General features: G+C 54.0%; 25 protein-coding genes. 3 read left to right on the plus strand and 22 right to left on the minus strand.

The window, feature by feature from the left end; all coding sequences use genetic code 11:
- Nucleotides 1-6: 6 nt before the first annotated feature.
- A complete protein-coding gene (locus EVJ32_RS07375) occupies nt 7-945 on the minus strand; it encodes a hypothetical protein (protein ID WP_131457717.1) in 939 nt (312 codons plus the stop codon).
- A 3-nt stretch (nt 946-948) separates the two neighbouring features.
- Entirely contained in the window at nt 949-2,202 is a 1,254-nt protein-coding gene (gene glyA / locus EVJ32_RS07380) for a serine hydroxymethyltransferase (RefSeq protein WP_070328192.1), read from the minus strand.
- A gap of 130 nt (nt 2,203-2,332) precedes the next feature.
- On the opposite strand from glyA, the gene EVJ32_RS07385 reads away from it, so the two are divergent.
- The gene (locus EVJ32_RS07385; protein ID WP_236639497.1) at nt 2,333-3,118 is read left to right on the plus strand and encodes an alpha/beta hydrolase; all 786 of its coding nucleotides are present in this window, start codon (nt 2,333-2,335) and stop codon (nt 3,116-3,118) included.
- 38 nt (nt 3,119-3,156) lie between these two features.
- Here EVJ32_RS07385 and EVJ32_RS07390 read toward each other — a convergent pair whose 3' ends face one another.
- From EVJ32_RS07390 to rho, 10 genes are all read right to left on the minus strand, one after another.
- Nucleotides 3,157-3,690, minus strand: coding sequence for a TIGR01440 family protein (locus EVJ32_RS07390; RefSeq protein ID WP_131457719.1), 534 nt, complete (start codon nt 3,688-3,690; stop codon nt 3,157-3,159).
- Between the two features lie 5 nt (nt 3,691-3,695).
- Complete coding sequence (gene rpiB, locus EVJ32_RS07395) at nt 3,696-4,136, minus strand: ribose 5-phosphate isomerase B (protein ID WP_070328195.1); 441 nt, start codon at nt 4,134-4,136, stop codon at nt 3,696-3,698.
- Nucleotides 4,137-4,140: 4 nt separating this feature from the next.
- Nucleotides 4,141-4,641, minus strand: a complete 501-nt coding sequence (locus EVJ32_RS07400; protein WP_131439172.1) for a low molecular weight protein arginine phosphatase — start codon at nt 4,639-4,641, stop codon at nt 4,141-4,143.
- Between the two features lie 21 nt (nt 4,642-4,662).
- The gene (locus EVJ32_RS07405; protein WP_131457720.1) at nt 4,663-5,673 is read right to left on the minus strand and encodes an L-threonylcarbamoyladenylate synthase; all 1,011 of its coding nucleotides are present in this window, start codon (nt 5,671-5,673) and stop codon (nt 4,663-4,665) included.
- The gene (gene prmC, locus EVJ32_RS07410; RefSeq protein ID WP_131457766.1) at nt 5,639-6,511 is read right to left on the minus strand and encodes a peptide chain release factor N(5)-glutamine methyltransferase; all 873 of its coding nucleotides are present in this window, start codon (nt 6,509-6,511) and stop codon (nt 5,639-5,641) included. Before prmC ends, EVJ32_RS07405 begins: the two co-directional genes overlap by 35 nt.
- On the minus strand, nt 6,511-7,581 hold the full coding sequence (prfA, locus tag EVJ32_RS07415; RefSeq protein WP_070328198.1) for a peptide chain release factor 1: 1,071 nt from the start codon (nt 7,579-7,581) through the stop codon (nt 6,511-6,513). The genes prmC and prfA overlap by 1 nt, the downstream gene beginning before the upstream one ends.
- 112 nt (nt 7,582-7,693) lie before the next feature.
- Nucleotides 7,694-8,305 (minus strand): thymidine kinase, encoded by a 612-nt coding sequence (locus EVJ32_RS07420; protein ID WP_070328199.1) that lies wholly within the window; start codon nt 8,303-8,305, stop codon nt 7,694-7,696.
- Nucleotides 8,306-8,421: 116 nt separating this feature from the next.
- On the minus strand, nt 8,422-9,645 hold the full coding sequence (locus EVJ32_RS07425) for a cation:proton antiporter (RefSeq protein ID WP_131457721.1): 1,224 nt from the start codon (nt 9,643-9,645) through the stop codon (nt 8,422-8,424).
- A gap of 99 nt (nt 9,646-9,744) precedes the next feature.
- Nucleotides 9,745-9,987, minus strand: a complete 243-nt coding sequence (locus EVJ32_RS07430; RefSeq protein WP_021066109.1) for a type B 50S ribosomal protein L31 — start codon at nt 9,985-9,987, stop codon at nt 9,745-9,747.
- Nucleotides 9,988-10,069: 82 nt separating this feature from the next.
- A complete protein-coding gene (rho, locus tag EVJ32_RS07435; protein WP_131457722.1) occupies nt 10,070-11,410 on the minus strand; it encodes a transcription termination factor Rho in 1,341 nt (446 codons plus the stop codon).
- Between the two features lie 377 nt (nt 11,411-11,787).
- On the opposite strand from rho, the gene EVJ32_RS07440 reads away from it, so the two are divergent.
- The gene (locus tag EVJ32_RS07440; RefSeq protein WP_131457723.1) at nt 11,788-12,483 is read left to right on the plus strand and encodes a C40 family peptidase; all 696 of its coding nucleotides are present in this window, start codon (nt 11,788-11,790) and stop codon (nt 12,481-12,483) included.
- A gap of 47 nt (nt 12,484-12,530) precedes the next feature.
- Here the strand turns inward: EVJ32_RS07440 and EVJ32_RS07445 are convergent, their stop codons facing one another.
- The 9 genes from EVJ32_RS07445 to EVJ32_RS07485 form a co-directional block, all read right to left on the minus strand.
- A complete protein-coding gene (locus tag EVJ32_RS07445; RefSeq protein WP_236634093.1) occupies nt 12,531-13,016 on the minus strand; it encodes a DUF421 domain-containing protein in 486 nt (161 codons plus the stop codon).
- A gap of 56 nt (nt 13,017-13,072) precedes the next feature.
- Nucleotides 13,073-13,843: an ABC transporter permease gene (locus EVJ32_RS07450; protein WP_131457725.1), complete on the minus strand. Its 771-nt coding sequence runs from the start codon at nt 13,841-13,843 to the stop codon at nt 13,073-13,075.
- Complete coding sequence (locus EVJ32_RS07455) at nt 13,833-14,759, minus strand: ATP-binding cassette domain-containing protein (protein ID WP_131457726.1); 927 nt, start codon at nt 14,757-14,759, stop codon at nt 13,833-13,835. The genes EVJ32_RS07450 and EVJ32_RS07455 overlap by 11 nt, the downstream gene beginning before the upstream one ends.
- A 100-nt stretch (nt 14,760-14,859) precedes the next feature.
- Complete coding sequence (gene glpX / locus EVJ32_RS07460) at nt 14,860-15,828, minus strand: class II fructose-bisphosphatase (protein ID WP_131457727.1); 969 nt, start codon at nt 15,826-15,828, stop codon at nt 14,860-14,862.
- 17 nt (nt 15,829-15,845) lie between these two features.
- The gene (murA, locus tag EVJ32_RS07465) at nt 15,846-17,099 is read right to left on the minus strand and encodes a UDP-N-acetylglucosamine 1-carboxyvinyltransferase (protein ID WP_131457728.1); all 1,254 of its coding nucleotides are present in this window, start codon (nt 17,097-17,099) and stop codon (nt 15,846-15,848) included.
- A gap of 26 nt (nt 17,100-17,125) precedes the next feature.
- Complete coding sequence (gene fsa / locus EVJ32_RS07470) at nt 17,126-17,776, minus strand: fructose-6-phosphate aldolase (RefSeq protein ID WP_035385995.1); 651 nt, start codon at nt 17,774-17,776, stop codon at nt 17,126-17,128.
- A gap of 226 nt (nt 17,777-18,002) precedes the next feature.
- Complete coding sequence (fba, locus tag EVJ32_RS07475) at nt 18,003-18,857, minus strand: class II fructose-1,6-bisphosphate aldolase (protein WP_131457729.1); 855 nt, start codon at nt 18,855-18,857, stop codon at nt 18,003-18,005.
- A gap of 156 nt (nt 18,858-19,013) precedes the next feature.
- Nucleotides 19,014-19,376, minus strand: coding sequence for a response regulator (locus EVJ32_RS07480; RefSeq protein ID WP_236634094.1), 363 nt, complete (start codon nt 19,374-19,376; stop codon nt 19,014-19,016).
- Nucleotides 19,377-19,483: 107 nt separating this feature from the next.
- The gene (locus EVJ32_RS07485; RefSeq protein WP_161567605.1) at nt 19,484-19,828 is read right to left on the minus strand and encodes a YxeA family protein; all 345 of its coding nucleotides are present in this window, start codon (nt 19,826-19,828) and stop codon (nt 19,484-19,486) included.
- 143 nt (nt 19,829-19,971) lie between these two features.
- Here EVJ32_RS07485 and EVJ32_RS07490 point away from each other — a divergent pair, with 143 nt between their 5' ends.
- Nucleotides 19,972-20,391 (plus strand): hypothetical protein, encoded by a 420-nt coding sequence (locus EVJ32_RS07490; RefSeq protein WP_131457731.1) that lies wholly within the window; start codon nt 19,972-19,974, stop codon nt 20,389-20,391.
- Between the two features lie 44 nt (nt 20,392-20,435).
- On the opposite strand, the gene EVJ32_RS07495 is transcribed toward EVJ32_RS07490, so the two are convergent.
- A complete protein-coding gene (locus tag EVJ32_RS07495) occupies nt 20,436-22,091 on the minus strand; it encodes a glycerol-3-phosphate dehydrogenase/oxidase (RefSeq protein ID WP_131457732.1) in 1,656 nt (551 codons plus the stop codon).
- Between the last annotated feature and the right edge of the window lie 117 nt (nt 22,092-22,208).

The following is a 22,208-nucleotide window of genomic DNA, read 5'->3' on the forward strand; positions in this document are numbered from 1 at the left end:
GCAACCTCATTCATCTTCCAGTACCGATTTCGCAATCGGTGCCCAATATGTGCCTTCCATCGCGGCGACTTCGGCGAGCGTCGTCCGGTACGCTTCGTCCCCGGCCTTCTTCTCAGCGATGCCCTTCATCCACAGGACGTCTGTCTTGTAGCCCGATTCCGGGTACGTTTCGACGTACGCCGCATAATCCGAAACTTCCGCTTCTCCGAGCTTGTTGTCGACGAGGAGGCGATAGAAACCGACGGCCTGTTCTTGCCCGGCTTTCGGCGTGCCTTCGAGGAGGGCGTCCGCCTCTTTATAGCGTTTGTCTTGGACGAGCGTCTCGACATCCGCAAGCGGAATGACTTGCTGTGTCGGTGTCGCCGACGCTTCCTCTTCGACCGGCGTTTCTTCCGTCTGCAACGCCTCGTTCGCTTCCTCGAGACGGGCGACTTCTTGCTCGAGCTCTTCTAGCCGTTTGGCGAGCGCCTCGTCCTCGGTCACCGTCTCGACCCGTGGCGCGTCTTCAGCCACCGGTACGGCGGGTGGAGTCGCTTCAGGCCAAAACGCGAGGGCGACAAGCGCCAACGCGACGACAGCCGGTAGTCCGAGCCACTTCTTATCCCATTTAAAGGCGGTACGCCATGGCGAGAGGTCCGCATGCTGCATGACGGCTGGCGACAACGAACGAAAGCGGCGCTTGGCCGCCTTCTTGCCGTTCGCTTTCATTTCGAGGGCGAGTCCGAGCCGATGGAACGCCGCCGGCACTTTCATCCCGAGAAGCGGCACAATCCGTTCGCTCGCCTCGACGTAATACCCGTGGTCAAGGAGGGTCATCACGACGCCAAACTCGTTCGCGACGAGACGGAACGTCGGGTCATGCTCTCCTTTTCGGATGAGCCATTCCGTCATATCGATGAGCGGCAGTTCTGCAAGTTCCCGTTCTGCTAGTGTCCGTGCGTCCATTCGTCAGCCTCGTTCAGGATAGAGCGAGAATTTCGCCGTCAAGGCACGTACGTCTTCGTGCGCCTCGGCGAGCACTGCTTCATCTTCATGGTTTGTCAGGACACGACCGATCAGACGGGCGACTTCACGCATGTCGTCTTCTTTCAAACCGCGTGTCGTCATCGCTGCCGTCCCGAGACGGATCCCGCTCGTGACGAACGGTGATGCCGGGTCGAACGGGATCGTGTTCTTGTTGACCGTGATACCGGCTGCATCGAGCGCATGCTCGGCCGCTTTACCGGTAATGTCGATGCCACGAAGGTCGACGAGGAGGAGATGGTTGTCCGTACCGCCCGATACGATGCGGAGCCCTTCTTCTTCTAAACCTTGCGCGAGCACTTGCGCGTTTTTGATGACTTGCGCCTGATAGTCTTTAAACTCAGGTTGGAGCGCCTCTCCGAACGCCACCGCTTTCGCGGCGATGACGTGCATGAGCGGGCCGCCTTGAATACCAGGGAAGATCGACTTGTCGATCGCTTTGGCGAACTCTTCTTTACAAAGGATCATCCCGCCGCGCGGGCCGCGAAGCGTCTTGTGCGTCGTCGTCGTCACGAAGTGCGCGTGCTCGACCGGGTTCGGATGGAGTCCGGCCGCGACGAGTCCGGCGATGTGGGCCATATCGACCATGAGATAGGCGTCGACGCTGTCGGCGATTTCACGGAACTTGGCGAAATCGATCGTCCGCGGGTATGCTGACGCTCCGGCGACGATCAGTTTTGGTTTATGTTCTTTCGCGAGGGCGGCGACGACGTCATAGTCGATGTGTTCTGTGTCTTTGTCCACACCGTACTCGACGAAGTTGTACTGGACGCCCGAGAAGTTGACCGGACTTCCGTGCGTCAAATGGCCACCGTGCGACAAGTTCATGCCGAGCACCGTGTCGCCCGCTTCAAGCACCGTGAAGTAGACGGCCATGTTCGCTTGCGCACCCGAATGCGGCTGGACGTTGGCGTGTTCTGCACCGAACAGTTCCTTCGCCCGGTCGCGTGCCAAGTTTTCGGCCACGTCGACGAACTCACAACCACCGTAGTAACGGCGACCTGGGTAACCTTCGGCGTATTTGTTCGTGAGAACCCCGCCTTGCGCTTCCATGACCGCTTCTGAGACAAAGTTCTCCGAGGCGATCAGTTCAATGTTCTCCCGTTGACGGGCGAGCTCGTGTTGCATCGCTTCAAACAATTCCGCGTCCTGCACTTTCAACTTCGTCGTGTTTACCATGTTGAAACCCCCTCTGAATGTCTAAAAATCAACAACCCCATCGTACCATATGCTCGTTTTTTTGGGTATCGTCATAATCGGGCGTAAAGTTGGGTATGATATTGAAGAAGAACAGTAGAGGAGGATTATGATGATTGAGACGAGACAAGTGACGATCACCCCGTTCGAGCGCGAGCGGACGGTGCGGATTTATACGCCGAACGACTACGAGCTGACGGACAAACGCTATTCGGTGCTCTATATGCACGACGGACAGAACGCGTTCGACGACGCGGACGCGAGCTACAATATGAGCTGGCGCGTCGGGGAGTATTTGGACGCTTCAAAGCGCGACTTGATCGTCGTCGCCATCGATAGCGCACCGGGTGAGATGCGACTCGACGAATACGGCCCTTGGGAAAATCCGTTCGTCGGAGAAACGTTGTACGGCCGAGACATGACGTTAGGCGGCCAAGGATCGGCCTACATCGAATATGTCGTCCAAGAGCTGAAGCCGATGATTGACGCCGAATATCGGACGAAACCGGACGAGACCGGGATGATCGGCAGTTCGATGGGCGGCCTCATTTCAATTTATGCCGCTTGCGTCTATCCGGATGTCTTCCAACGCGTCGCTTCCCTGTCGTCAGCGTTCTGGTTCAACCAGACCGAACTCGAGCAGTTGATCGAGTCGAGTGATTTGACAGGTATCGAACGCCTATATATGGACGTCGGCCGTAAAGAAGTCGAGCAGCCGTCAGAGGACGGGCCGACGAACGAGATGTATCTCGAGTCGAGCGAGCGCGTCTACGCCTTGCTCCGCGACAAAGTCGATCACTTACGCTTCGAGGCAATCGAAGAGGGCGTACACAACGAGCTCGCCTGGCGCGAGCGTTTCCCGATGGTCGTCTCGTATCTGTTCAGTGAAGAGGTATAACGCAAAAGACAGCCGGTCGCTATGACCGGCTGTCTCTGTTATTTCGCTGGATAATGGGCCCGAGGGCCACCGATCAATTTCGGTCTCGTGACGGCGAACGTGACGTACGCCTCGCCGAGCTGTTTCGCCGATAACCGGACCGGGATCGCGACCGGCTTTAAATGCATGCCGATCAGCGTCGAGCCGATGTCGATCCCAGCGTCCGCTTGAATCGCTTCGACTACGCACGGCGCGTTGAGGCGCTCATACGCTTTCTCCGCCATCGCCCCACCCGCTGAGCGGACCGGGACGACAGTCACTTCGGTCAGACCGAACTGCTTCTGCGTCCGACGCTCGACGGTGAGGGCACGGTTAATGTGCTCGCACCCTTGAAACGCCAGATGGACGCCCGTCTTGTCGCGAAACGCGAGGAACGCTTCGATGAATTCCGACGCCACATCGATCGATCCGGCTTTCCCAATCGTCTTGCCGATGACTTCGCTCGTCGAACAGCCGATGACGAGGATTTTGTCCTCATCAAGCGGAAAGCGTTCGTGCAGCTCCAACAGCAGGTTCGAAAGTTCAGCTTTCATCGCGGTCACTTCGTTTCGTAAGCGCTCATTTTGTCGACACGGTTCGAGTGGCGTCCGCCCTCGAAGTCTGTATCGAGCCACGTTGCCACCAAGTCAATCGCGAGCCCGGGTCCGACGACACGCTCGCCCATCGTCATGATGTTCGAGTCGTTATGTTGACGTGTCGCCTTGGCGCTGAACGAGTCGTGAACGAGTGCTGCGCGGATCCCTTTAACTTTGTTCGCCGCGATGCCGATGCCGATGCCTGTGCCGCAAATCAAGATGCCGCGGTCGAACTCGCCGGCAGCGACAGCCTCAGCGACCGGGATGGCTACGTCTGGATAATCGATCGACTCGGCCGAGTGTGTCCCGAAATCTTTATACTCGTGTCCAAGCTCTTCTAATAAGCCGATAATGTCTTTCTTCAAGTTGAATCCGCCGTGGTCGGCGCCGATTGCAATTTTCATGTGTTCATTCCCCCGTCTTCTTTGGTAGGCGTCTCGGTGGTTTCGTCACCTTTGACCCGTCATTCGTCAATTTTAGCACAAGTCGATTGACGAGTGGTTCGAGTTCGTTTCGGACTTGGCGATAGACGTTCATCGAGCCTCCGAACGGGTCGTTAATGTCACGTTCGAGTCCGGTCACGAACTCATATAATGTGAACGTACGATCGGCCAAATCCGGATACGTATCCCGAATCTGTTCGCGGTGTGCCCGCGTCATTGTCAAAATGACGTCTGCCCAACGTCCGAGTACGTCATCGAACGTTTGCGTCACGTGTTCGAGTTCAATCCCTCGTTCACGTAATACTTGAAGAGCGTTTTCTGAGGCATCAAACCCTTGCATTGTCCGAACTCCAGCCGAACGAATATCAAATTCGTCGCCCGTCACTTTCGAGCGGAGCAGGGCCATCGCCATCGGGCTTCGGCATGTGTTCCCACTACATATGAATAATACGCGTTTCATTGACATCGCGTGATCCTCCTCATGTCCTTAAGCCTCTTCCTCTAGACGGATAATTTTCCCGCCTGCCGCTTTATACAAGCGATTATATACGGCAAGGGCGACTCCCGTCGGTTCAATCCGATTCACGTAAATCTCTTCTACATCTGTCTCATCGAATTTGCGCAACGCCTCGTAAAGTCGCTGGGCCGCCATCTCCATCGTGTCACCGAGAGAAAGCGTGACGTCAGCCGGGGTCGTTGCTTCATCAAATACGAGCGCGCCGATCCGTTTGCCCGCCGCCTGCCGCATCGTGATGGTACGGACGAGGTCATCGCGTCCGCCATCAACTAAATACAAAGGTGCGCTCGGGGCATAGTGGGTGTACTTCATTCCTGGTGATCTGGGCGCGGCCGCTTCATCACTTAAATTCGCATCGAGCGCGACTGGCCCGATGACGGCCTCGATCGCTTCTTTCGTCACGCCACCGGGACGCAAAATCGTCACCGGTTCCGTCGTGCAGTCGATCACAGTCGACTCGACGCCGATGCCTGTCGGTCCCCCATCCATAATACCCGCGATCCGACCGGTCAAATCATCGGCCACGTGCTCGGCCGATGTCGGTGACGGTCGTCCTGAACGGTTCGCACTCGGCGCCGCGAGACCGAGACCGGACGTGCGGATGAGTTCGAGTGCGGCCGGATGGTCCGGCATACGGAGGCCGATCGAGTCGAGTCCGGCCGTCACGAGTGACGACGCTCGACCGTTCGACGGTAAGATGATCGTCAAGGCACCGGGCCAAAACGCTTCCATCAAGCGTTTGGCTACCGGCGGGATGGTTTGCGCGAAATGTTCGGCCTGTTCGACCGTAGCCACGTGGACGATGAGCGGGTTGTCCGATGGTCTTCCTTTCGCCTCGAAAATCTTGCGGATGGCGATATCGTTCGTCGCATCCCCGGCGAGGCCGTACACCGTCTCTGTCGGAATCGCGATCACCTCGCCCATCTTCAAGAGACGAACCCCTTCCTCAACTTCTGTTGGCTTGATCCATTTCGTTTCCATGCGCAATCCCTTCCCTCACGGCGTAGACAATTCGGTCTTTACCGTTTATATCTTTTAAAATACCCGTTTCTGCTTCAGGATAACGTTCGGACAGGTACGATTTCACAACTTGTCCTTGATTATACCCGATTTCAAACGCAATCAATTGCCAATCGGCACGTAGCACGCGTGTTGAGTCCGCGATGATTTTCCGGTAGAACTCGAGACCGTCCGCCCCCCCGAATAATGCGAGGTGCGGTTCGTACCCTGCGACCGTTTCATCGAGCAGTTCATCAGCTTCGATGTAAGGCGGATTTGAGACGAGCACCCGAATCGAATTGTCGGCGACCGGGCCGAGGCAATCCCCTTCATGAAACGTCACACCGGCCCGAAGCACTTCCGCGTTACGTTTTGCCACCGCGATTGCTTCCCGGGAAATATCGACCGTTTGGACGCGGACACCAAGCTCGAGACTGAGCGTGATGGCGATCGCACCACTGCCCGTGCCGACGTCGACGATCGTATCGTCTTCAATCGGTCCAACGTGCTCGACGACCCATTCGATCAATTCTTCGGTCTCCGGCCGTGGGATAAGTACGTCCCGGTTCACTTCAAACGTCCGGCCATAAAATGGAGCGTAACCAATCAAATGTTGGACCGGCTCACCGGCAAGCAGTCGCTCGAGCCCGGACTCGAACGCAGTTGTTTCGTCGTCCGAGAGTTCTTCGGATAACCGAACGATCAGACCCGTCCGGTCGACGCCGAGCACGTGCATGAGCCACCATTCGGCGGTCGATGGGTCACGCCCCGCGTCAACGAGCATGCGTTCCGCTTGTTTCAACCTTGCGGCAACCCGCATCACTCCATACCCTCCATCAAGCCGGCCTGATCTTCCATGACGAGCGCATCAATGATGTCTTCAAGCTCCCCGGCGAGCACCCGGTCGAGTTTTTGAAGCGTGAGGCCGATACGGTGGTCGGTCACGCGACTTTGCGGGAAGTTATACGTCCGGATCCGCTCCGAACGGTCGCCCGTCCCGACGGCCGACTTCCGCTGCGCCGACAGTTCTTCGAGATGTTCGCGCTGCATCTTGTCGTACAGGCGGGCCCGCAAGACTTTCATCGCCCGATCTTTATTTTTATGCTGTGATTTCTCGTCTTGGCATGACACGACGAGTCCTGACGGGATGTGTGTCAACCGCACGGCCGACTGGGTCGTGTTGACCGATTGACCACCCGGCCCTGACGACGTGAACGTGTCGACGCGGACGTCTTTCATGTCGATGTGCACTTCGACGTCTTCCGCTTCCGGCAAGACCGCGACAGTGGCTGTCGACGTGTGGATCCGTCCACCCGACTCCGTCGACGGGACGCGTTGCACACGGTGTGCCCCATTCTCGAATTTCAGTTTCGAGTAGGCACCGGCACCGTTGATCAAAAACGTCACTTCTTTAAAGCCGCCGAGTTCCGTATAGTTGGCGTCGATCAGCTCGGCTTTCCAGTTTTGACGCTCGGCGAATCGGGTGTACATCTTATACAAGTCGACCGCAAACAGTGCCGCCTCGTCACCACCGGCCGCCCCGCGAATCTCGACGATGACGTTCTTGTCGTCGTTCGGGTCTTTCGGGATGAGCAGGACGCGCAGTTTCGCTTCGAGCGCTTTCACAACTGGTTCGAGCAGCGCCATCTCTTCTTTCGCGAGTTCGCGCATATCGGACTCGAGCGTTCGGTCTTCTAACATCGCTTTCGCTTCTTTGTAGGCCGTACTCGTCTCTTTATAGCGTCGATACGCTTGTACCGTCTCCTCGAGTTGAGACTGTTCTTTTGAATATTGACGCAGTTTATTCGAGTCGCTGAGCACTTCCGGGTCAGCGAGCATCTCATTCAATTGCATATATCGTTCTTCTAAAACGCTTAAACGGTCAAACATCATGATCCGTCCTTTCTGTTCACCAAATCGTTCTCTTCATTATACCAAAAAACGAACCGAGCTAGCTCGGTTCGTCGACAAATTGAATACTTAGAGCGAACCAGCCAAATCCTCAATCCGCTACTGTATGACGGATCGGGCGCGGTTTGTTCGGGACGTCATGGCAATGGCGGCAACGCGGTTCGTACGACTCGGCGGCACCGACTAAGATGACCGGGTCCTCAAAGCGAGCCGGTTCTCCGTTGATCAAGCGCTGTGTCCGAGACGCCGGGGCGCCGCACGACAGGCAGATCGCCTGCAGCTTCGTGACGAACTCGGCACGCGACAAGAGCTCCGGCATCATCGTGAACGGTTCGCCACGGAAGTCCATATCGAGTCCGGCGCAGATGACACGTTTGTCTTCTGACGCCAACTGCTCGATGACGTCGACGATCCCCTCATCAAAGAACTGCACCTCGTCGATGGCGATGACTTGCGTCTCTTCGCGCACCGCATCGTACACATCTTGACTCGTTCGAGTCGGGACGGCCACGACCGAGTTGCCGCTATGGGAGACGACGTTCTCTTCGTGGTAGCGGTCATCGATGGCCGGTTTGAACACTTGAACCGGGATCTTCCCATAGTGCGCCCGACGGACACGACGGATCAATTCCTCCGACTTCCCAGAAAACATACTGCCACAAATCACTTCAATCCAACCGTAACGGTTCGTCACATGCATCATTCTACTTCGCCCTCTCCATCGTTAATCGCTTTCCGATTATAACCATCTTTCAGTCATAGGAAAAGGGTTGACTTCTAACAAAAATCGGAGCGACATCATCCCGTCCCGATTTCTCTTCATTCTTCCGCTTCCTCTTCTTTTTTATAATCAATCAAGTTCAATTTGCGCGCGAGCGGTCGAATCGTCAGCCCGTGCAACGTCACCGAGGTAAAGACGAGTCCGATCGTGAGCGGTAGCATCTGTGACGCATCCTCAATCCCGAGACCGGCCACTTCCTCCGCGAAAAAACCTGCGACCGTCATCGCGACGATGCCGCGCGGGGCAATCCAACCGATAAATCCGCGTTCTCTGAGCGGAAGTCCCGCACCGGCCGTCGATACGTAAATCGCCAACGGACGAACAAGAAACAAGATGCCGGCAATCGTCAACAGCAATGGCCACTGGAAGATATTCAATAGTTCTTCACGCGACAGCGACGCCGTCAGCAAGATGAACACGGATGAGATCAGCAAGATCGAGATGTCTTCCTTGAACGACTGCAGTTCCTCGATGATCTGTTCATCGCGAAGTTTCGTGTTCGCCATCGTCATGCCCATCGCCGTCACGGCAAGGAGACCGACTTCATGCATCATGAACTCGCTCAAAGAGAATAAGATCAAGACGGCCGAAAGCGTCACCGAGGCGCGTAAGTAACGTGGAATCTTCTCACCTACGAACCAGCCCATCAAAACGTGACCGAACACGTAACCGAGACCGATACCGACGAGACATGCTCCCGCAAAGAGCAGTTGCATCCACAAGTCCATGCCTTCATAGACGATGTAGCCGATTCGAATCACGAACAAGCCGAGCAACGCGCCGACCGGATCGACAATGATCCCTTCCCACTTTAAGATGGCACCGACCCGATCTTTCAGATGGGCTTGCCTGAGCAACGGGATGACGACCGTCGGACCGGTGACGACGAATAGCGCTCCCATCGTCCAAGCGACGACCCAATGGAGACCTCCTACGTATTGAATCAACAGCGAAGCCCCGACGAACGACAACGTCACACCCGCTGTCACGATGCGGACGATCGAACGACGGAATTGGTTGATCTCGCTGAAATGAAGCCCTAAACTTCCTTCAAATAATATGATCGCGACCGCAAACGAAATGATCGGGCTGTACAAATCACCGAGCAACTCTCGCGGTTCAAACAAACCAAAGATTGGACCGGCCAGCACGCCGGCGACCGTCATGACGATAATCGCCGGAATTTGGTAGCGCCACGCCAACCATTGCGAGACGATCCCGACGCCAACCAACAGGCTAATGCTAATCAATATATACTCCATGGAAGCCCCCTCACGTCAGTCTTCCGTCTCTTTACCCTCGCTTGGACAACAAAAAACCGCCAAGGGCAATCCCTAGGCGGTGTGCATACAACTTGACGATTAACGTTGGTACTTCTTGTTGAAGCGCTCGATACGACCGTCCGCAGATGCGAATTTCTGGCGACCTGTGTAGAACGGGTGCGAATCAGAAGATACATCGACACGGATGAGTGGGTATTCGTTACCATCTTCCATCGTGATTGTTTCGTTAGAGTAACGAGTCGAACCACTGATGAATTTAAACTCAGTCGTTGAGTCCATGAATACGACTTTACGGTATTCTGGGTGGATTCCTTGTTTCATTGCTTTTCAACTCCTTCTGCCCTAAGTATTCTTTCAACCTAGAGAAAGTTCACTAGAATATAATAGCACCCGGCTCACGGATTTACAAGTCCGTTTTCGTTTTTTTCACCGGGCGGCGACTCTTTTTCTTATCGGCCTCGAGCGCCGCAAAAAAGTCGAGATTTGTTTGCGTCTCACGCACACGACGCAAGAACTGATCGACGAAGTCCGGCGACTCGTTCATCGTACGACGAATCGTCCAAAGCGAGTCGAGCTCGTCCTGGCCGAGGAGGAGTTCTTCTTTCCGCGTACCCGAACGACGGATATCGATGGCCGGGAAGATGCGGCGTTCCGCGAGCTTCCGGTCGAGGTGGAGCTCCATGTTGCCGGTCCCTTTGAACTCTTCATAGATGACGTCATCCATCCGCGAACCGGTATCGATGAGCGCCGTCCCGAGAATCGTCAAACTGCCGCCGTCCTCGATGTTACGGGCCGCCCCGAAGAATTTCTTCGGTTTGTGGAACGCTGCCGGGTCGATTCCGCCCGAGAGCGTACGCCCGCTCGGCGGGACGGACAAGTTATAGGCGCGCGTCAACCGAGTGATCGAGTCGAGCAAGATGACGACGTCTTTCTTATGTTCGACGAGGCGCATCGCCCGCTCTAGCACGAGCTCCGAGATGCGGGTGTGATTCTCCGGTGTCTCGTCAAACGTCGAATAGGCGACGTCTGCCCCCGGCACCGAACGTTGGATGTCCGTGACTTCTTCCGGACGTTCGTCGATCAATAAGATGATCAGTTCGACGTTCGGGTGGTTCGTCGTGATTGAATTGGCGACTTCTTTCAATAGAGACGTCTTCCCGGCTTTCGGTGGGGCGACAATCAAACCACGTTGTCCGAAGCCGACCGGTGCGATCATATCCATGACACGGACCGATAGATGGTTCGGCTCCGTCTCGAGCACCATTTGCTTTTCCGGATAGATTGGCGTGAGCGCAGGGAAATAGTCGCGGTTCCGGGTCGAATCGGTCGTTTCCCCGTTGACCGCCTCGACGCTCAAGAGCCCTTGGAAACGTTCATTTTCTTTCGGTTTCCGGACTTTCCCGGTGACGAGATCCCCGTTGCGCAAACTAAAGCGGCGGATCTGTGAGGCGGCGATATAGATGTCTTCGGACGATTGGGAGTAGTTGATCGGTCGGAGGAAACCGAAGCCACCTTCATTTTGTGACTGCGGGTTCGGAGGGATGATCTCAAGGACGCCTTCGAGGAAGTAGAGGTCCTTCGATTCGGCTTGCGATTTTAAAATTCGGAACATGAGTTCACGTTTCCTTGCTTCCCGATATTGAGGCACATTCACTTCTTTTGCGATTTCATACAATTCTTTCAACGTCTTCGTTTCGAGTTCACGAAGCGTATAGTTTTTAGCTGGTTCTGTACTTTGTGTCATTAACGTCACCTGTCTTTCTTGTGATTCTATATTTGAAAAGTAATTGTAAAGTTCTTATTCATCTAATCACAATTCGATCATGCCGTCACTTTATATAAATGGCTATATGACAGTCTATTCCCCTGATATTCAAATAATAACAACTTCTTCTTTCCTTATGTAACAAAAAGGTCTCTATACCTACATATTGTTTCAAATATGTTACAAGAAAACTATTTTTGACTTGTGATTGAAAAACGCCATCGGTCTTACGCATGATATAGTTTATTTGCACAGGAAACCGGGTAGCAAACTCACCTTGTGCTCAACTATCGTAAACACACATCGATCATATACACTCACAGGGTTTTATTTTAAAAAACGGAGGGAATTATATTATGTTGAAGCGTTTCGCATCTATCATCGTCGCCGCCACTATCGCTTTCTCGGGTCTTGCATTCACAACAGGTGAACAAGCAGAAGCAGCTACTGGAACATTCGCTTACTCGAAAGTCAACGGCTTGAACATTCGGACATCAGCATCACTCAGCTCGTCAGTCGTTACGAAGATGAATAAAGGTCAACGCTATACATACCTCGGTAAAGTTGGCTCGTTCTACAAGATCAACTACAAAGGGACTCACCGTTACATCTCAGCATCATCGACGTACACGTACTTGAAGCCGAACACGAAAACGGCTACTAAAGTGACAACGACTTCTTCTTCAAGCGCTCGTACGAAACTTGTCGCCGAGTCGAAGAAATACCTTGGCACACCGTACCGTTACGGCGGAACGACAACAGCTGGATTTGACTGCTCTGGTTACACAGGACATGTTTACAAGAAAGCGATCAACAAGTCGATCCCACGTGATTCACGCTCACAGTACTCAAGCTCGAAAAAATTGTCGAAGTCAGCGATTCAAGCAGGCGACCTCGTGTTCTTCTCACATAACGGCGGCACGATCCAACACGTCGGTATGGCAATCAGCAAGACACAAATGATCAACTCAGAAACAGGCGGCGTTAAATACGCGAGCTTCACATCAGGTTACTGGGCACCACGTTACGTCGGTGCTGGAACGTACCTCTAATTCAATAAAACCTCAAACGACTCGGTTCAACGGAACCGAGTCGTTTTTCATTTACGCACGTTTTGCAAAACAGCTTCCGTACTCGTCAACACCGAGAACGTCCCGTCTGTCTCAAGGACAACCGCCTCGACTTTGTCGTGAGCGGTCCCACTCGAGCGGATGGCTTGGAGCACTTCGATCTCAAGTACTCGTTCTTTACGCATCTCCGCTTCTAAGTAACTCCCCCGATAGTATAGCATCGTCGGTGTCGATTTAATCAGCTCGTTCACTCGTTTTGACCGATTGGCCAGCTTCGCCATGACGTATTGCAACGCGACGAGCGTGGCAAAAGCGACGAGCCCATTCAGTAGCGGCGTCTGTCGGCTCGTGAGCGTCGTCGCTAAAATCGAACCGAGCGCAACGGTCACGATAAAATCGAAGGCGTTCATTTTCGAGAGTGTCCGTTTTCCCGATACACGTAATATAAAAATGATGGAAAAGTAAGCCCCAATCCCTGTCAAAATGATTTGCATCATCGTTTTGAGTTGATCCATCGTCTCCCCCCTTTTCTGTTTTTGAACAATCACTTCGAAAGTTCACTCGTCGTTCATCATTTTTGTTTCAAGGCCCCGCGTGCGTTCGTCGCCGCGAAGACGATCATGATGACACTTATCCCTCCAGCCACGGCAAGGCCTGCCGATAAGGCGCCCCAGTCGATCGTCGGTTGGGTCAACACGGCCCGCATGCCTTCGAAGATGTACGTCGTCGGATTGAACGTCGCCGCCACTTTGAGCCATTCCGCCTCGATCAACTCTTTCGGGACGAACGTCGTCGACAAGAAGATGAGCGGGAAGAAGAGAAGTGTCCCGGCCTGTGCGGCTTGGGCGTTCCGTGTCTTCAAGGCGACACCGACCGAGTATCCGGCAAAGCCAAGTCCGAAACCGAGCGCGAGCAGAACCGTGAACAAGAACCCGGCCACACCGACCGGAATCGATAACCCGAGTAAGAACGCGACAGAAAAGATGAGCAGCGTTTGAACGAACAGCTGTAGCATCCCGGCAATCATCGGCCCGAGCACGATGGCAGTCCGTGTCGAAGGTGTGAGTAGCAACCGGGCGAAATAGCCACTCTCGATGTCACGCACTAACGCTTGGCCGGCCCCCCCGGCCCCGCCGACAGCACCTGACACGATCGATACCGGCAAGATGAAATTCAAGTAGTCGCCACCACCGAACTGCGGCAATGCGGCCACACTCGACAGCCCGCTCGTATAGACGAGCAAGAAAAAGACAGAAATCATCAAGTTCGGGATAAATGAAAATGGGTTGCGGATCGTCGTCACCAGACTCCGCTTTGTAAACAACCACGTTTCAGTCCACACTCGCCACACCTCCTTCGTACGATTCACCCGTCACTTTCAAGAATACGTCGTCAAGCGACGGCTGTTTCACAGTGAGTCGCTCCGGTTGTAACGCCTGCTCATCGAGTTTCCGGACGACGTCGGTCAACGTGTAGTCGCGGAGTTCGAAGACGAGGCTCGGTCCGGTCGCGGCTTGTCCGAATAGCTCAGCGGCGGCTTGTGCTTCTGCATCGGTATGAAACACTAGAGTAATCGACTCGCCTCCGACGGTCTGCTTCAATTCCTCCGCTGTCCCTTCGACGACAATCTTACCGTGATGGATGATGGCGATGCGATCGGCCAGCTCGTCCGCCTCCTCTAAATATTGTGTCGTTAAAAAGATGGTCGTCCCGAACTCTTGATTGAGACGCCGTACCTCTCTCCAAATCTCGATTCGACTCGCCGGGTCGAGTCCTGTCGTCGGCTCATCTAAAAACAGTACGATCGGACGATGGACGAGCGTGAGCGCCAAATCAAGCCGACGCCGCATCCCGCCGGAGTACGTGCCACTCTTTCGGTCAGCCGCATCCGCGAGCGAGACGACCGACAGCAGTTCCTCGGCCCGTGCTTCTGCTTCACGTTTCGTCATCTTGAACAGCCGTCCTTGAAGGACGAGCAATTCCCGGCCGGTCAACACTTTATCGATGCCCGTCTCTTGGAGGGCGACGCCGATGGACAACCGGACGTCCTTCTCCTGCTTGACGACATCAAACCCGTTCACGCGCGCCGACCCGCTCGTCGGTCGAATGAGTGTCGTCAACATCTGTATAGCTGTCGATTTCCCGGCCCCGTTCGGACCAAGAAACGCAAAGATTTCTCCTTGTTTCACTGAAAACGATATTCCGTCGACGGCCGGTACATCCCCGAACGTCTTGACGAGTGACTCCACTTCGATCATCGACCCCACCTCCTGCCTTTCTCATTCCCGTTCTATTCATGTTTTAAATATGAAAGAACGCATCAAAAAAGCTGCAGAGAGAATCTGCAGCTCGAGAGAATTAAGGTTTCATGACCATTTTCGGTTTTTTCTTCAATGAATGAATCCCTTCGACGAAACGGACCGTACCCGATTTGGCGCGCATGACGACCGAGTGTGTCTGACCGCCCTGACCCGTGAATTGGACACCACGGAGCAGTTCACCGTCTGTCACACCTGTCGCCGCGAAGATACAATCCTCGCCTTTGACGAGATCGTCAAGAAGCAGGATGCGCCCCGTGTCGGCGATACCCATATCTTGGCATCGTTTTTCCTGGGCCGTGTCTTCCGGCAACAACCGTCCCTGGAAGTCACCACCGAGGCACTTCATGGCGACGGCTGCGATGACGCCTTCCGGCGCTCCACCTGAGCCGAGCAAGAGATCGACACCGGTTTTCGGGAACGCCGTGTTGATGGCGGCCGCGACATCGCCGTCTGGGATCAACTTGATACGAGCTCCCGTTGCCCGAACCCGTTGAATCATCTCTTCATGACGGTCACGGTGCAAAATCGTGACGACGACGTCTTCGACGTTCTTGCCCTTAGCCTTGGCGACGATCGCGATGTTTTCTTCGATTGAGTTATCGAGGCTGATCAGTCCCGCCGCTTCTGGACCGACCGCAATCTTATCCATATACATGTCTGGCGCATGAAGAAGATCACCTGCGTCCGCGACCGCGAGCACCGCGAGCGCGCCCCACGTTCCCGTCGCGACGATGCTCGTCCCTTCGAGCGGGTCGACGGCGACGTCGAGGCGTGAGCCGTAACCGTTCCCGACTTTCTCGCCGATGTAGAGCATCGGTGCCTCGTCCATCTCACCTTCCCCGATGACGACGATCCCTTTCATCGGAATCGTATCGAACACTTCGCGCATCGCTGTTGTGGCTGCGTCGTCCGCTTGTTCTTTCAAGCCCTTCCCCATCCAGCGGGCCGAAGACAGCGCTGCCGCTTCTGTGACCCGGACCAATTCCATTGATAAACTACGTTCCACCCGAATTCTCCCCTTTGTTACTCGGACACCTCATCGACCCAGACGAGGGCGCCGAGTTGTTTTAGTTTGCCGACGAAGTCGACGTACGAGTCGTTCAGACGTTCTGCATAGAGAACCGTCGACTCTCCCGTTGCCTGCAGACCAGCTAAGACGAGTGCCGCGGCGCTCCGAGCGTCGGCAGCCTCCATCTCAGCGTTCGCCAGCCTCGTCCCGCCACGAATGACGGCCGACGAATCTTCAAGCGTGATTTGCGCGTTCATCCGCCGCATTTCGGCGATATGACGGAAACGTTGGACGTATAGCTTATCCGTCACGATGCTCGTCCCGTTCGCTTTCAACAAAGCGGCTGACATGACCGGTTGCAAATCGGTCGGATAACCCGCGTAGTGGAAGACGCGAATATCAATCGGTTCAAAAGCTTTCGCCCGAACCGTGATCGCTTCTTCCCCGACCTCGACTTCAGCACCGTAATCCATCAATTTTTGGATGACCCCTTCTAAATGGGTCGGAATAACGTTTCGAACCGTCACTTCCCCTGCAACCGCACCGTAAATCATAAACGTTCCGGCTTCAAGACGGTCCGGGATGAGCGTATGTGTACAGCCGTGCAAGCGCTCGACCCCTTTAATTCGAATCTCATCGGTCCCGGCACCGATGACGTATGCGCCCATCGATGTCAGCATCGTCGCGACGTCGACGACTTCCGGATCAGTCGCGGCATTTTCAATGACGGTCGTCCCTTCGGCCAGGACCGCGGCGAGCATCGCGCTCACCGTCGCCCCGAATGAACGAAGGTCGAGATAGATCCGGTTGCCGGCCAACTTGTCGGCGTTGACGTGATAGAGACCCGACTCGTTCTCGACTTTAATGCCGAGACGTTCTAGCGCCTTCAAATGTAAATCGATCGGTCGTGGACCAATCGCATATCCCCCTGGTAATCCAACGGCCCCTTTCCCAAAACGAGCTGCGAACACACCAAGTAAGTAGACAGCGGCCCGGACTTTCCGAGTTTCTGAGCCGAGCAGCGGCATGGCGACGGCATCTTTTGCATGAAGCGTCATCCGCTCCCCGTCCCGCTCGATTGTCACCCCGAGTTCTTGTAATAGGCTGAGCATCACTTCGACATCTTCGATGACGGGGACGTTCTCGATTGTCACCGGTTCTTCGGTAAGAAGTGCTGCGACGAGACAAGGCAAGGCACTCTGTTTGGCGCCACTAATGTCAACTGTTCCTTCAAGCTTCTGCTGTCCAACGATATGGAGAATTTCCACGATGATCAAACCTTTCTACGACGAACTTATTTGGATTGAGCGTTATTCCAATCCGCTAAGAACTGCTCAATCCCTTTGTCAGTGAGCGGATGATTCATCATCTGTTCGATGACTTTGTATGGCACCGTGGCGATATTAGCCCCAAGCAGGGCTGCTTTCGTCACGTGGACCGGATGGCGAACGGACGCGGCGATGATTTCCGCATCGATGCCATGGATGGCAAAGATATTCGCAATCGTCTCGACGAGGTCGAGACCGTCGTGGCCGATATCATCAAGGCGACCGATGAACGGCGAGACGTATGACGCACCGGCCCGAGCTGCTAAGAGCGCTTGGTTGGCGTTAAAGATGAGCGTCACGTTCGTTTTGATGCCTAGCTTCGAAAACTCATTGACAGCGATCATACCGGCTGCTGTCATTGGCACCTTAACTGTAATATTCGGCGCGATTGCCGCGAGTTCCTTTCCTTCTTTGACCATACCCTCTGCGTCGAGTGCAATAACTTCCGCACTGACTGAAAGGTCCCCGACGACCTCACAAATCTCACGGAGCCGCGTATGGAAATCGACGCCTTCTTTCGCGACGAGCGATGGATTCGTCGTCACGCCCCCGATAACGCCCATTTGGTGGGCTTTCTTAATGTCTTCCACATTTGCCGTGTCAATGAAAAAACGCATGTACATGTCCTCCTCGAATCGGATTGTAATCGCTTACTCTCTTATTATGAGGAAATCGACACGGAATTGCTATACCCTTTACACCAGCGCGGCAATGCCGAGCATCGAAGTGGTGAGGAAGGCGATACCGGCGAGTGTACCGACGGCTGTCCAGACTATGACTTCCCATAATTTTTTTCGACAAAAAAGCCGGTTCTCACGAGGAGAACCGACTGATGTGACAAGATTACGCTTTGTTGCTTGAACCAAACTCACGCATTTTGCCAGTAACGACGTTGTAGATCGCTTCGACACCAGGGCCGATGACTTTACGTGGGTCATATACTTTCGAGTCAGTGTTGAGCTTCTCACGTACCGCACGAGTCCATTCTTGTTGGCACTCTGTGTTGACGTTGATTTTGCTGTGACCGAGCTCGATTGCTTTTTTGATTTGGTGCTCAGGGATTCCTGAACCGCCGTGAAGAACGAGTGGCGTTTTCGTCGCTTCCGCGATTTCTTCCATCTCTTTGAAGCCGAGGTTTGGCTCGCCTGCGTATTCTCCGTGTACAGAACCGAGTGCCGCTGCAAGAGCGTCAACTTTCGCTTCCGTTACGACACGTACACACTCGTCGAGGTCAGCGTATTGTACGCCGCCAACGACGCCGTCTTCTTCGCCGCCGACTGTGCCGACTTCCGCTTCAACTGAAGCGCCTTTAGCGTGTGCGTATTCAACGACTTGTTTCGTCATTTCGATGTTTTCTTCGATCGGGTGGTGTGAACCGTCGATCATAACAGACGTGAAACCAGCGTCAATCGCTGCTTTACACTTGTCGAATGAAGAACCGTGGTCGAGGTGGATCGCAACTGGAACAGTGATGTTGTAGTCGTGCATGAGACCTTCAGTCATTTTAACAACTGTTGTGAAGCCACCCATGTATTTCGCTGCACCTTCTGATACACCGAGGATAACTGGTGATTTCTCGTCTTCCGCAGCGCGAAGAATCGCTTGCGTCCACTCGAGGTTGTTGATGTTGAATTGGCCGACTGCATACTTGCCTTCGAATGCTTTGTTAAGCATTTCTGTCATTGATACTAATGGCATAATGATGTCCTCCTCTGTTCGCTGTTGTGCACTGTGGGGAAAAGTGCCCCTGTGCAATTCGTTCCCATTATAACACACGTCAAAACTTGTGCCTATGCTATTCACATATAGAAATGGCCCCACGCAAGCGTTTACATATGTCATCTTCGTGACGATTCACTGAATGTTGAGCACTTCTTTCACTTTCTCGATCATGCCGTAAATATCGAACGGCTTCTCGAACTGAGCCGTGATCCCGAGGCGACGCACTTCTTCGATTGTCGATTTCTCCCCAAATGCGGTCATGATCATGACCGGTGTGTCGATGTCGTTGTTCCGCATGTTCCGTAACACTTCATGCCCGAACATGCGCGGCATGTTCATATCGAGCAGCACCAAATCGTAAGTACTTTGTTCTAGCTGTTCCCAAGCGCTCAAGCCGTCCTGGGCCGTGTCGACCTCGATGCCCAGATTTTTAAACACTTGGGCGAGCATCAAGCGAATTCCATCTTGGTCGTCTGCGATTAACATGCGTGACATCCAGTTACCTTCTTTCCGTAGCTTCTATAGCTTTGTGCGATAATATAACCATACCAAAATCATTTTCGTTTGGCGACGCATCATTTTCTAAAAGATGGAAACGAGGCTCACGTCCCCGCCTCCCCGGCTTGCTCAGTTTTCAATTCAAAGGGAACGTCTCGTTCGTCGGCGATTTCATACGACGTCACCGTCCCTTCATCTTTCACGTACAATTGCAAAAATTCACCTTCTGCGAGCCGTGAGTCAGACGTGAATGTGAGCGAACGTTTTTTTCGCTCCTCATCATAGCCGATTGTTGTATACACATAGTCCGTCCCATCTCGCTCCGCCGTCTCTGCCCTCGGGATTTTCACATAATATGTATCCGCGAACAGACGGTCCAAATCGATGACCAACCATCCGACAAAGACCGCGATACCGAATGTGACGATGAGTACTCGGTTCCGTTGCATGGGCATCCCTCATTTCTCTTGATCGCTATCTTCCAATACCATATATGAGCGATTCCTAAACGCAACGCTTCTTGTTATACTCGACGTACAAGACATGATGGGAGACACGACATGAAGCATCTATTCGGATTTTTACTTTTTTAGTGACGCTGGCCGGAGGTGTCGCCATCACGGCTGGGACGTTCGGAGAAGAGCCGTCCGCCATCGCGTATGAAGAGGGGTATGAAGACGATATACCGCTCGCTACTTCAATAGATGCGGAATTAGAAGACGTACCCGAGACGTTCAAACTCATCTCCGAGGTTTTCGACGAACCGATTCCAGCAGAAGACGTCGAGCGCATGCATCTACTCGTCTCCAATCCAGATTTAGACGAGGCGACCGTGCATCCGCTCGGTGAACTTGAAGTCACGTATGACGGACGACCGACAACGCTCATCGTCGAAGCGGAAGTGTATCGCGAGGACGGAACGTATATTGTTTTCTATTTTTCGGGCGACGAGGATCTGGTCTTCGCAATCGATGACCGGATCACAGCGTACTATGAAGAATTAGGCATATGAAAAGGAACTTCGCTCGCTTGAGCGAAGTTCCTTTCGGTATACGTTTAGTCGATCGTGACCGGGACGACGGCGAGGTCGATCTCTTTCTCGACTTCTTCCCGCTCCTCGGCGAGACGTGCATCCGACCATTTGAAGACATCGGCCATACAGCGCAAGATACCGTCTTTATAGTCTCTGACGAAGTCGATGTCGAAGAACATCGCCCCTGTCCGACGGACGAGGAAGTCAATGGCACGGACGACCGACTCTTCTTCGATACCGTACATCAACTGCGCGTAGACGATCTCGGGCAGGTCATAAGCGTTCGTATCCATCCGCTCGACGACGCGATCGATGTTCGACCCGTAGAGACGGACTAACTGCTCCGCTTTCACGTCATCGAAACCAAGGTTTGTCAGCTCGTCTGTCTTCTTCGTCAAGAAGTCGTCAAAGCCGTTCGAACCACCCACATGTCCACCTGACATCGGCATATGTTTCGTCCGTGACGCCAAGAAGACGATGCCCTCGTCTTGTTTGAGTAGCTTCGCGACGAGATCGACGACCGTCTCAGACATCTTCCGGTAGCCTGTCAACTTACCGCCGGCGATTGTGATCAGGCCGCTGTCCGATTGCCAGATCTCATCTTTCCGTGAGATTTCGGACGGGTCTTTGCCTTCCTCATAGATGAGCGGACGGATGCCGGCCCAGCTCGACTCGACGTCATCTTCCGTCAACGACACATCCGGGAACATATAGTGGATCGCGCCCAAGATATAGTCGCGGTCTTCTGTCGTCATGCGTGGGTGTGCCTTATCTTTATCGAAGAACGTGTCGGTCGTCCCGACGTACGCTTTGCCGTCACGCGGGATGGCGAACACCATTCGGCCATCTGGTGTATCGAAGTAAGTCGCTTGTTTGAGCGGGAACTTCGATTGATCGATGACGAGATGAATCCCTTTCGTCAGACGAAGCATCTTGCCTTTATTCGAGCCGTCCTGCTCACGGAGCACGTCGACCCATGGGCCGGTCGCGTTGATGACTTTTTTCGCATAAATTTCATACGTCTTCCCGTCGATTTGATCTTCGACGTTCACGCCGACGACTTTGCCTTGCTCGTATATGAGACCGGTCACTTTCGAGTAGTTTAAGAGGAGTGCGCCATGGTTCGCTGCTTCTTTCGCGACTTCGATCGTCATGCGCGCGTCGTCCGTCCGATACTCGACGTAATAACCGCCACCGACGAGCCCATCTTTTTTGACGAGCGGTGACTTCTCGATCACCTCTTCGGGCTTCAACATCAAACGGCGCTCCGCTCGTTTGACGCCGGCCAAGAAGTCATACACCATCAGCCCGAGCGCGGTCGATAGCGGTCCGAACGTGCCGCCCTTGTGCATCGGTAGAAGCATGCGCTCCGGCGTCGTGACGTGCGGTCCGTTCTCATAGACGATGGCGCGTTCTTTCCCGACCTCGGCGACGAGCGCGACTTCGAACTGTTTCAAATAGCGCAAGCCACCGTGGACAAGTTTCGTCGAGCGGCTCGATGTTCCGGCCGCGAAGTCTTGCATTTCAAGAACCGCCGTCTTCATTCCCCTTGAAGCGGCGTCGAGGGCGATTCCGGCACCGGTGATGCCCCCACCGACGACGAGGATGTCATGACGCTCACTCGTCAATTGTTCGTATCGCTTGGCACGTTCTTTTGCTGAGAAGTTTCTGATTTCCACTTTATTCCCTCCTATAATGAATCCGGTTCGTATAAACAAAGAGACCACAACAAAATAAGGCTTCGCCTCCTATGTCGTGGTCTCTCTGTCGTCTCCAACCGGTTATCAACTTTTCTC

Source organism: Exiguobacterium sp. SH5S4, from assembly GCF_004337045.1.
GTDB classification, from domain to species: Bacteria; Bacillota; Bacilli; order Exiguobacteriales; family Exiguobacteriaceae; genus Exiguobacterium; species Exiguobacterium aurantiacum_A.

Excerpts from the sequence above, each read along its gene's own strand:
- EVJ32_RS07375 (WP_131457717.1), bottom strand. The coding sequence starts at position 945 with ATGGACGCACGGACACTAGCAGAACGGGAACTTGCAGAACTGCCGCTC.
- glyA (WP_070328192.1), bottom strand. The coding sequence starts at position 2,202 with ATGGTAAACACGACGAAGTTGAAAGTGCAGGACGCGGAATTGTTTGAA.
- EVJ32_RS07385 (WP_236639497.1), top strand. The coding sequence starts at position 2,333 with ATGATTGAGACGAGACAAGTGACGATCACCCCGTTCGAGCGCGAGCGG.
- EVJ32_RS07390 (WP_131457719.1), bottom strand. The coding sequence starts at position 3,690 with ATGAAAGCTGAACTTTCGAACCTGCTGTTGGAGCTGCACGAACGCTTT.
- rpiB (WP_070328195.1), bottom strand. The coding sequence starts at position 4,136 with ATGAAAATTGCAATCGGCGCCGACCACGGCGGATTCAACTTGAAGAAA.
- EVJ32_RS07400 (WP_131439172.1), bottom strand. The coding sequence starts at position 4,641 with ATGTCAATGAAACGCGTATTATTCATATGTAGTGGGAACACATGCCGA.
- EVJ32_RS07405 (WP_131457720.1), bottom strand. The coding sequence starts at position 5,673 with ATGGAAACGAAATGGATCAAGCCAACAGAAGTTGAGGAAGGGGTTCGT.
- prmC (WP_131457766.1), bottom strand. The coding sequence starts at position 6,511 with ATGCGGGTTGCCGCAAGGTTGAAACAAGCGGAACGCATGCTCGTTGAC.
- prfA (WP_070328198.1), bottom strand. The coding sequence starts at position 7,581 with ATGTTTGACCGTTTAAGCGTTTTAGAAGAACGATATATGCAATTGAAT.
- EVJ32_RS07420 (WP_070328199.1), bottom strand. The coding sequence starts at position 8,305 with ATGATGCATGTGACGAACCGTTACGGTTGGATTGAAGTGATTTGTGGC.
- EVJ32_RS07425 (WP_131457721.1), bottom strand. The coding sequence starts at position 9,645 with ATGGAGTATATATTGATTAGCATTAGCCTGTTGGTTGGCGTCGGGATC.
- EVJ32_RS07430 (WP_021066109.1), bottom strand. The coding sequence starts at position 9,987 with ATGAAACAAGGAATCCACCCAGAATACCGTAAAGTCGTATTCATGGAC.
- rho (WP_131457722.1), bottom strand. The coding sequence starts at position 11,410 with ATGACACAAAGTACAGAACCAGCTAAAAACTATACGCTTCGTGAACTC.
- EVJ32_RS07440 (WP_131457723.1), top strand. The coding sequence starts at position 11,788 with ATGTTGAAGCGTTTCGCATCTATCATCGTCGCCGCCACTATCGCTTTC.
- EVJ32_RS07445 (WP_236634093.1), bottom strand. The coding sequence starts at position 13,016 with ATGGATCAACTCAAAACGATGATGCAAATCATTTTGACAGGGATTGGG.
- EVJ32_RS07455 (WP_131457726.1), bottom strand. The coding sequence starts at position 14,759 with ATGATCGAAGTGGAGTCACTCGTCAAGACGTTCGGGGATGTACCGGCC.
- fsa (WP_035385995.1), bottom strand. The coding sequence starts at position 17,776 with ATGCGTTTTTTCATTGACACGGCAAATGTGGAAGACATTAAGAAAGCC.
- fba (WP_131457729.1), bottom strand. The coding sequence starts at position 18,857 with ATGCCATTAGTATCAATGACAGAAATGCTTAACAAAGCATTCGAAGGC.
- EVJ32_RS07480 (WP_236634094.1), bottom strand. The coding sequence starts at position 19,376 with ATGTCACGCATGTTAATCGCAGACGACCAAGATGGAATTCGCTTGATG.
- EVJ32_RS07485 (WP_161567605.1), bottom strand. The coding sequence starts at position 19,828 with ATGCAACGGAACCGAGTACTCATCGTCACATTCGGTATCGCGGTCTTT.